This window comes from Enterovirga sp. (assembly GCF_035325185.1).
Classification (GTDB): Bacteria; Pseudomonadota; Alphaproteobacteria; order Rhizobiales; family Beijerinckiaceae; genus Enterovirga.
In genome coordinates this window covers 1-6659 of sequence record NZ_DAOLAJ010000139.1, presented here as the reverse complement: position 1 = coordinate 6659, position 6659 = coordinate 1, and the positions used below count along the sequence as shown (strand labels likewise).

Sequence of the window (6659 nt, the reverse complement as noted above, 5' to 3'; positions counted from 1 at the left end):
CCGCCGGCAACAAGGACGAGGGCGCGGGCGACCAGGGCATCATGTTCGGCTATGCCTGCCGCGAGACGCCCGAGCTGATGCCGGCTCCCATCCTCTATTCGCACCGCATCCTGCGCCTCCTGACCGAGGCCAGGAAGTCGGGACGCGAGCCGAAGCTCGGGCCGGACGCGAAGAGCCAGGTCACGGTGCATTACCGCAACGGCGAGCCGGTCGGCGTCACGCAGATCGTGCTCTCGACCCAGCACCTGGATCCCGAGCTGTCCTCGGAGGACGTGCGCGAGATCGTCGAGCCCTATATCCGCAAGGCTCTGCCCGAGGGGTTCATCTCGGCCGAGACCGCCTGGCACGTCAATCCGACCGGCAAGTTCGTGATCGGCGGCCCCGACGGCGATTGCGGCCTCACCGGGCGCAAGATCATCGTCGACACCTATGGCGGGGCCGCGCCCCATGGCGGCGGCGCCTTCTCGGGCAAGGACCCGACCAAGGTGGACCGCTCCGCCGCCTATGCCGCACGCTACCTCGCCAAGAACGTGGTCGCCGCCGGCATCGCCGATCGCTGCACCCTCCAGCTCTCCTACGCCATCGGCGTGGCGAAGCCGCTGTCGATCTATGCCGACCTGCACGGCGCCGACGCCGATGCCGGCAAGCTCGAGCAGGTGCTCATGGAGATCATGGATCTCTCGCCCCGCGGCATCCGCACGCATCTCGACCTGAACAAGCCGATCTATGCCCGCACCTCGGCCTACGGCCATTTCGGCCGCGAGCCGGATGCCGAAGGCGGCTTCTCCTGGGAGAAGACCGACCTCGCCGACGAGCTGAAATCGGCCCTGCGCTGACCGGCGCCGTGACGGAGGAGCCGGCCCTCTCCGGCTCCTTCTTCGGGCGCCGCAAGGGAAAGGCCCTGCGGCCAGGCCAGGAGCGGCTCGTCCGCGACCTCCTGCCGCGCCTTCTCGTCGAATTGCCCGAGCCTCCGCGCGGGCTCGATCCGCGCGGCCTCTTCCCCGGGCCGGTCGAGGCGATCCACCTGGAAATCGGCTTCGGCGGCGGCGAGCATCTGCTTTGCGCCGCGAGGGCCCATCCCCGCATCGGCTTCATCGGCTGCGAGCCCTTCGTGAACGGCATGGCGAAGCTCCTCGCCGTCGTCGAGGCCGAGGGCATCGCGAATATCCGCCTCTGGAACCGCGACGCGGCCGAGCTGGTCGCCGCGCTGCCCGCGGCCTCGGTCGAGCGGGTCTACCTGCTCTTCCCCGATCCCTGGCCGAAGCGCCGGCAGCGCAAGCGCCGCTTTCTCTCCGACGACAACCTCGCCGCGCTCGCCCGCATCGTCGCACCCGGCGGCACGCTGCGCTTCGCGACCGATATCGACGACTATGCCGGCTGGGGCCTCGCCCGCGTCCTGCGGGCGCGGGGCTGGAGCTGGCGCCCGCAGGGTCCCTCCGATTGGCGCGACCCCTGGGAGGGCTGGCCCGGCACGCGCTACGAGGCCAAGGCGCGCCGCGAGGGCCGCCGCGCCTCCTACCTGACCTTCGAGCGGGACTGACGTTTCCACACGCGATTGTGGACGAATCATCGGGCGCTTTGAACCGGATTCCCGACGCGCGCTATAACCGGACAAGGCTGATTCGGAGCGTGGGTATCTCCGCCGGTCTTCCGCGTCGGTGTGCGTCCAGCCCGCGTCCTCCTCGTCATTGCACGGATTCCATGTCTCATTCGATGATCGACCTGTCCCGCACCGAGCATCCGCTCGACACCGTCGAGCGCTTCGCCTCCCGCCGCGACTGGAGCTTCGACCGCGCCGACCACGACGAGATGTCGGTGGAGGTGGCGGGCCGCTGGGCGCAGTATCAGGTGGCCTTCAGCTGGATCGACAAGTTCGAGGCCCTGCACGTCGCCTGCGCCTTCGACCTCAAGGTGCCCGAGCGGCTGCGGCCGGAGATCCTGCAATTGATCTCGCTCGCCAACGAGCAGCTCTGGGTCGGCCATTTCGACCTCTGGACCTCCGAGAACGTGGTGATGTTTCGCCACGCGCTGCTCCTGGCGGGGGGCGCCGAGCCGACGGACGGGCAATGCGAGATCATGCTCAAGGCGGCGATCGACGCCTGCGAGCAATATTATCAGGCGTTCCAGTTCGTGCTCTGGGCCGGCAAGAGCGCCCGCGAGGCGATTGAGGCGGTGCTCTTCGTGACGGAAGGGGAGGCGTGATGTCGGACGGGCAGCTGCCGCGTTCCCTGGTCCTCGCCGGGGCGGGGAAGATGGGCGGGGCCATGCTGGAGGGCTGGCTCGGCGCCGGCCTGCCGGACGGGGCCGCGCGGGTGCTGGATCCCGCGCCTTCCGAGGCCATGGCCGCGCTCGCGCGCGCGGGCCGCATCCGCCTCGGCGCAGAAGCGGGTGCCGCGCTGCCCGAGGTGCTCGTGCTCGCGATCAAGCCGCAGGGGCTCGACGAGGCCGCTGCGGCTCTTCGCGCCAATGCCGGCCCGCAGACGCTGGTGGTCTCGATCCTTGCGGGCAAGACGGTCGCCGACCTGAAGCGGGCGTTACCCGAGGCGCAGGCCGTGGTGCGCGCCATGCCGAACCTGCCGGCTGCGATCGGGCAAGGCGCCACCGGCGCCTATGCCAGCCCCGGGACCAGCGACGCCCAGAAGGCGACGGCGGATCGGCTGCTCGCCTGCAACGGGGTCGTCGAATGGGTCGGGGACGAGGCCCTGATCGATGCGGTGACGGCGCTTTCCGGCTCGGGGCCGGCCTATGTCTTCCATCTCGTCGAAGCGATGGCGAAGGCGGGCGAGGCCGCGGGCCTCGAGCCCGGCCTCGCCGGACGCCTCGCCCGCGCCACCGTGACCGGCGCCGGTGCGCTCCTGGCGCAGAGCGATCTCGCCGCGGGCACCCTGCGGGAGAACGTCACCTCCAAGGGCGGCACCACGGCTGCGGCGCTGGAGGTTCTCATGGGGCCGGACGGCCTGACGCCGCTCCTGACCCGCGCCGTGGCGGCGGCCAAGCGCCGCGCCGGGGAACTCTCCGGCTGAATGGGCATTCCGCTCGCGTCCCGAAGGCTTTAGGCTGGGCGGAACGCAAGGAGTCCCCGATGTCGGAGCCGATGGCCCCCGAACCGGCGGCCGGCCGCAAGGCCGCGCCCACGAAGAGCAAGCCGGCCGGCGCCCCCCCGGACAAGCGCCGCCTCGCCGTCGAGGCGCTGATGCGTCTCGCCTCCGACCGCCCCTGGAGCGATATCGAGATCGCCGACGTCGCCCACGAGGCCGGGATCTCGCTCTCGGAGATGCGCGACCTGTTCCCCTCCAAGGGCGCGATGCTGGAGGGCTTCACGCGGATGATCGACAAGATCGTCATCGAGGGCACCTCCGAGGACCTCGTCGGCGAGCCCGCCCGCGAGCGGATCTTCGACGTGATCATGCGCCGCCTCGACGCGATGACGCCCTACCGGGACGCCCTGCGCCGGATCGCCTGGGCGATGCGGGGCGAGGTGGCCTCGCTCCCCGCCCTCAACCGCATGGCGCTCAATTCCGCCCGCTACATGCTGGCGGCGGCGGGCGTGCCGACCGAGGGGCCGCTCGGCTTCGTCAAGCTCCAGGGCTTCGTCCTCGCGGAGGCCAATGTCATGCAGACCTGGTTCGAGGACGACGATCCCACCCTGGCCAAGACCATGGCCAGGCTCGACCGTGAGCTGGGCCGCGGAGAGCGCGTCCTCGAGCGGGCCGAGGATGTCCGGCGCCTGACGGCCCCCTTCCGCGCCTTCGGCCAGGCGCTGATGGACGGACGCGACCGCATGCGCCGCCGCGCCGCGCGGCAGGAGGAGGAGCGCCGCACGCGCGAATCGGAGAGGGAAGACCCCGCGGCCGCCATCTGACGGGCCGCGGCTCCCCTTCCGAGGAAGACGCATGACGACACCCCAGATCGCCTTCGAGGATTTCCTGAAGGTCGATATCCGCCTCGGCCGGATCGTCTCGGCCGAGCCCTTTCCCGAGGCGAGGAAGCCCGCCTACAAGCTGACGATCGATCTCGGACCGCAGATCGGCGTGAAGAAATCCTCCGCCCAGATCACCCGGCACTACAGCCTCGAGGACCTGCCCGGACGGCTGGTCCTGTGCGTCGTGAACTTTCCGCCGCGCCAGATCGGCCCGGTGAGGTCGGAGGTGCTGACGCTCGGGGTGCCGGATGCCGAGGGCGAGGTCGTCCTCCTGGCGCCGACCCGCGAGGCTCCGCTCGGCGGGCGCATGTTCTGACCTTTTCCCGAGCCCCGCTTCTCATCGCGGGGAGAATCGTTATCGTGGCGAGAATATCGGGAAGGGAGGATCGGATGCCCGTTGATGTGATCTACAAGACCCAGGCCACCGCGACCGGAGGCCGCGACGGCGCGGCGCGCTCGGATGACGGCTCGGTGGATGTGCGCCTCGTCGTGCCGAAGGAGATGGGCGGCCCGGGCGGCCCGGGCGCCAATCCCGAGAAGCTTTTCGCGGCCGGCTACTCGGCCTGTTTCCTCGGCGCCATGAAGGCGGTGTCGGGCAAGGTCGGCGTCAAGGTACCGGCCGACGCCACCGTCACGGCCGAGATCGGCTTCGGGCCGCGCTCGGAAGGCGGCTACGGCATCACGGCCGATCTCAAGGTCAGCCTTCCGGGCGTGGATCGGGAGGCCGGCACGCGCCTCATGGAGGCCGCCCACCAAGTCTGCCCCTATTCCAACGCCACCCGCAACAACGTCAATGTGGGCCTGACGCTGGTCTGACAGGCTGCTGAAAAGTCGTCGTCATCCCGGGGCCTGCGAAGCAGGAACCCGGGGCCGTCGACGGGGGAGGCGGCTGTCCGGCTCAGCCGGCGGCCAGCTCCTTCAGCGCGATGCCGGCGGAGGAGGCGATCGCCGCGTTCAGGTCTGCGATCGGCTTCTCCGATCCGTGCAGATAGACGGCCAGGAGGATCGGGGCGCGGCCGGGCGGGCGCAGGATCGCGACGTCACCGGCCGCGCCGCGCTCGCCCGTGCCGGTCTTGTCGCCCACGTCCCAGCCGGACGGCGCGGCGGCCCTGATGCGTGCCGCCCCTGTCTCGTTGGCGAGGAGCCATTCGCCGAGTTGCCGCCGCGAGGCGGCGGAGAGAGTATCCTCCACGAGCAGCGCCTTCATCAGGCCGAGCATCGCCGCCGGGGCGGTCGTGTCGCGCGGATCGTCCGGCAGTGCCTCGTTGAGCGCCGTCTCGGTGCGGTCGAGACGGGTGACCTGGTCGCCGAGCCGGCGGGCGAATTCCGTCAGAGCCGGCGGGCCGCCGAAACTCGCCAGCATGAGGTTGGCGGCCGTATTGTCGCTGCGCGTGATCGCCGCCCGGCAAATCTCGGCGAGGCTCATCCCCTCGTCGGCATGGCGCTCCGTCACCGGCGAATGGGCGACGAGGTCGGACTTCGCATAAGCCATGTGCCGGTCGAGCTTCTCCTCGCCCCGGTCGACGCGGCTCAGGATCAGCCCGGCCGCGATCAGCTTGAACGTGCTGCACAGGGGAAAGCGCTCGCGCTCCCGCCAGCCGACCCCGCGGCCGGTCCCGGTATCGAGCGCCGCGATCCCGACGCGGCCTCCGAGCCCGTGCTCGATCGCAGCGAAGGGCCCAGCCGGTTCCGTCGCTCCGGCCGGACCGGCCAGGACCCAGCCGGCGGCCGCGAAAACGCCTCGACGCGTGAGCATATCGGCCTCCCTCCTGTGAAAGCCGCCGGGCGATACCGGCTTGCCGCCCCGCACGGCGTGCGGGGTGGCACCTTTCCATTGATATAAAGACATCTTTATATGTTGATTGCCTTCCCGGCGCCTCGCTGATATAGGGCGCGCCATCCCGGATAGCGGAAAGGCAGATCGTTCAATGTCGCAGGCAGTGAGGAAGGCCGACCCGGCCAGGGAGGCCGCCCCGGCCTTCACCGATTACATCGTGGCCGATATCGGCTTGGCCGCATGGGGCCGCAAGGAACTCTCCATCGCCGAGACCGAGATGCCGGGCCTGATGGCCTGCCGCGAGGAATACGGGCCGGCGCAGCCGCTCAAGGGCGCGCGCATCGCCGGCTCCCTGCACATGACCATCCAGACGGGCGTTCTCATCGAGACGCTGAGGGCGCTCGGCGCCGATATCCGCTGGGTCTCCTGCAACATCTACTCGACCCAGGACCATGCCGCCGCCGCCATCGCGGCCGCCGGCATCCCGGTCTTCGCGATCAAGGGCGAGTCGCTGAAGGATTACTGGGACTACACCCGCAAGCTCTTCGAGTGGGGCGACGGCGGCATGCCCAACATGATCCTCGACGACGGCGGCGACGCGACGCTCTTCGTGCATCTGGGCCTGCGCGCCGAGCAGGGCGACACCGCCTTCCTCGACAGGCCCGGCTCCGAGGAGGAGGAAATCCTCTTCGCCCTCATCAGGAAGACGCTGGGCGAGAAGCCCAAGGGCTGGTTCGCGCAGCTCGCGAAGTCCATCAAGGGCGTCTCCGAGGAGACGACGACGGGCGTGCACCGCCTCTACATCATGGAGAAGGAGGGCAAGCTCCTCTTCCCCGCGATCAACGTCAACGACGCCGTCACGAAGTCCAAGTTCGACAACCTCTACGGCTGCCGCGAGTCGCTCGTCGACGGCATCCGCCGCGGCACGGACGTCATGATGGCCGGCAAGGTCGCGATGGT

The 6659-nt window shown here is 70.1% G+C and carries 9 protein-coding genes; 8 read left to right on the top strand and 1 reads right to left on the bottom strand.

Translation table 11 applies throughout. From position 1 onward, the window contains the following. The 7 genes from metK to PKD06_RS17835 form a co-directional block, all read left to right on the top strand. On the top strand, positions 1 to 836 hold an 836-nt coding region (gene metK / locus PKD06_RS17865; RefSeq protein ID WP_324382515.1), incomplete at its 5' end, for a methionine adenosyltransferase. 8 nt (positions 837 to 844) lie between these two features. Next, a complete protein-coding gene (locus tag PKD06_RS17860; RefSeq protein ID WP_324382513.1) occupies positions 845 to 1540 on the top strand; it encodes a tRNA (guanine(46)-N(7))-methyltransferase TrmB in 696 nt (231 codons plus the stop codon). A 161-nt stretch (positions 1541 to 1701) separates the two neighbouring features. After that, positions 1702 to 2202: a YbjN domain-containing protein gene (locus tag PKD06_RS17855; RefSeq protein ID WP_324382511.1), complete on the top strand. Its 501-nt coding sequence runs from the start codon at positions 1702 to 1704 to the stop codon at positions 2200 to 2202. Then, positions 2202 to 3023 carry a pyrroline-5-carboxylate reductase gene (proC, locus tag PKD06_RS17850; RefSeq protein ID WP_324382509.1) on the top strand — a complete coding sequence of 274 codons (822 nt, stop codon included), beginning with the start codon at positions 2202 to 2204 and terminating at the stop codon, positions 3021 to 3023. Before PKD06_RS17855 ends, proC begins: the two co-directional genes overlap by 1 nt. Before the next feature lie 59 nt (positions 3024 to 3082). Then, entirely contained in the window at positions 3083 to 3862 is a 780-nt protein-coding gene (locus PKD06_RS17845) for a TetR/AcrR family transcriptional regulator (RefSeq protein ID WP_324382507.1), read from the top strand. Positions 3863 to 3893: 31 nt separating this feature from the next. After that, positions 3894 to 4238 (top strand): tRNA-binding protein, encoded by a 345-nt coding sequence (locus PKD06_RS17840; RefSeq protein ID WP_324382505.1) that lies wholly within the window; start codon positions 3894 to 3896, stop codon positions 4236 to 4238. A gap of 74 nt (positions 4239 to 4312) precedes the next feature. After that, a complete protein-coding gene (locus PKD06_RS17835) occupies positions 4313 to 4738 on the top strand; it encodes an organic hydroperoxide resistance protein (protein ID WP_324382503.1) in 426 nt (141 codons plus the stop codon). An 82-nt stretch (positions 4739 to 4820) separates the two neighbouring features. On the opposite strand, the gene bla is transcribed toward PKD06_RS17835, so the two are convergent. Next, entirely contained in the window at positions 4821 to 5678 is an 858-nt protein-coding gene (gene bla, locus PKD06_RS17830; protein ID WP_324382500.1) for a class A beta-lactamase, read from the bottom strand. A 172-nt stretch (positions 5679 to 5850) separates the two neighbouring features. Between bla and PKD06_RS17825 the strand changes: the two genes are divergently transcribed. Continuing rightward, a partial coding sequence (locus tag PKD06_RS17825) for an adenosylhomocysteinase (RefSeq protein WP_324382498.1) occupies positions 5851 to 6659 on the top strand: 809 nt, incomplete at its 3' end.

What these genes read in the sequence shown, in the direction of transcription:
- PKD06_RS17855 (WP_324382511.1), top strand. Translation starts at nt 1,702, where the DNA reads ATGTCTCATTCGATGATCGACCTGTCCCGCACCGAGCATCCGCTCGAC.
- proC (WP_324382509.1), top strand. Translation starts at nt 2,202, where the DNA reads ATGTCGGACGGGCAGCTGCCGCGTTCCCTGGTCCTCGCCGGGGCGGGG.
- PKD06_RS17845 (WP_324382507.1), top strand. Translation starts at nt 3,083, where the DNA reads ATGTCGGAGCCGATGGCCCCCGAACCGGCGGCCGGCCGCAAGGCCGCG.
- PKD06_RS17840 (WP_324382505.1), top strand. Translation starts at nt 3,894, where the DNA reads ATGACGACACCCCAGATCGCCTTCGAGGATTTCCTGAAGGTCGATATC.
- PKD06_RS17835 (WP_324382503.1), top strand. Translation starts at nt 4,313, where the DNA reads ATGCCCGTTGATGTGATCTACAAGACCCAGGCCACCGCGACCGGAGGC.
- bla (WP_324382500.1), bottom strand. Translation starts at nt 5,678, where the DNA reads ATGCTCACGCGTCGAGGCGTTTTCGCGGCCGCCGGCTGGGTCCTGGCC.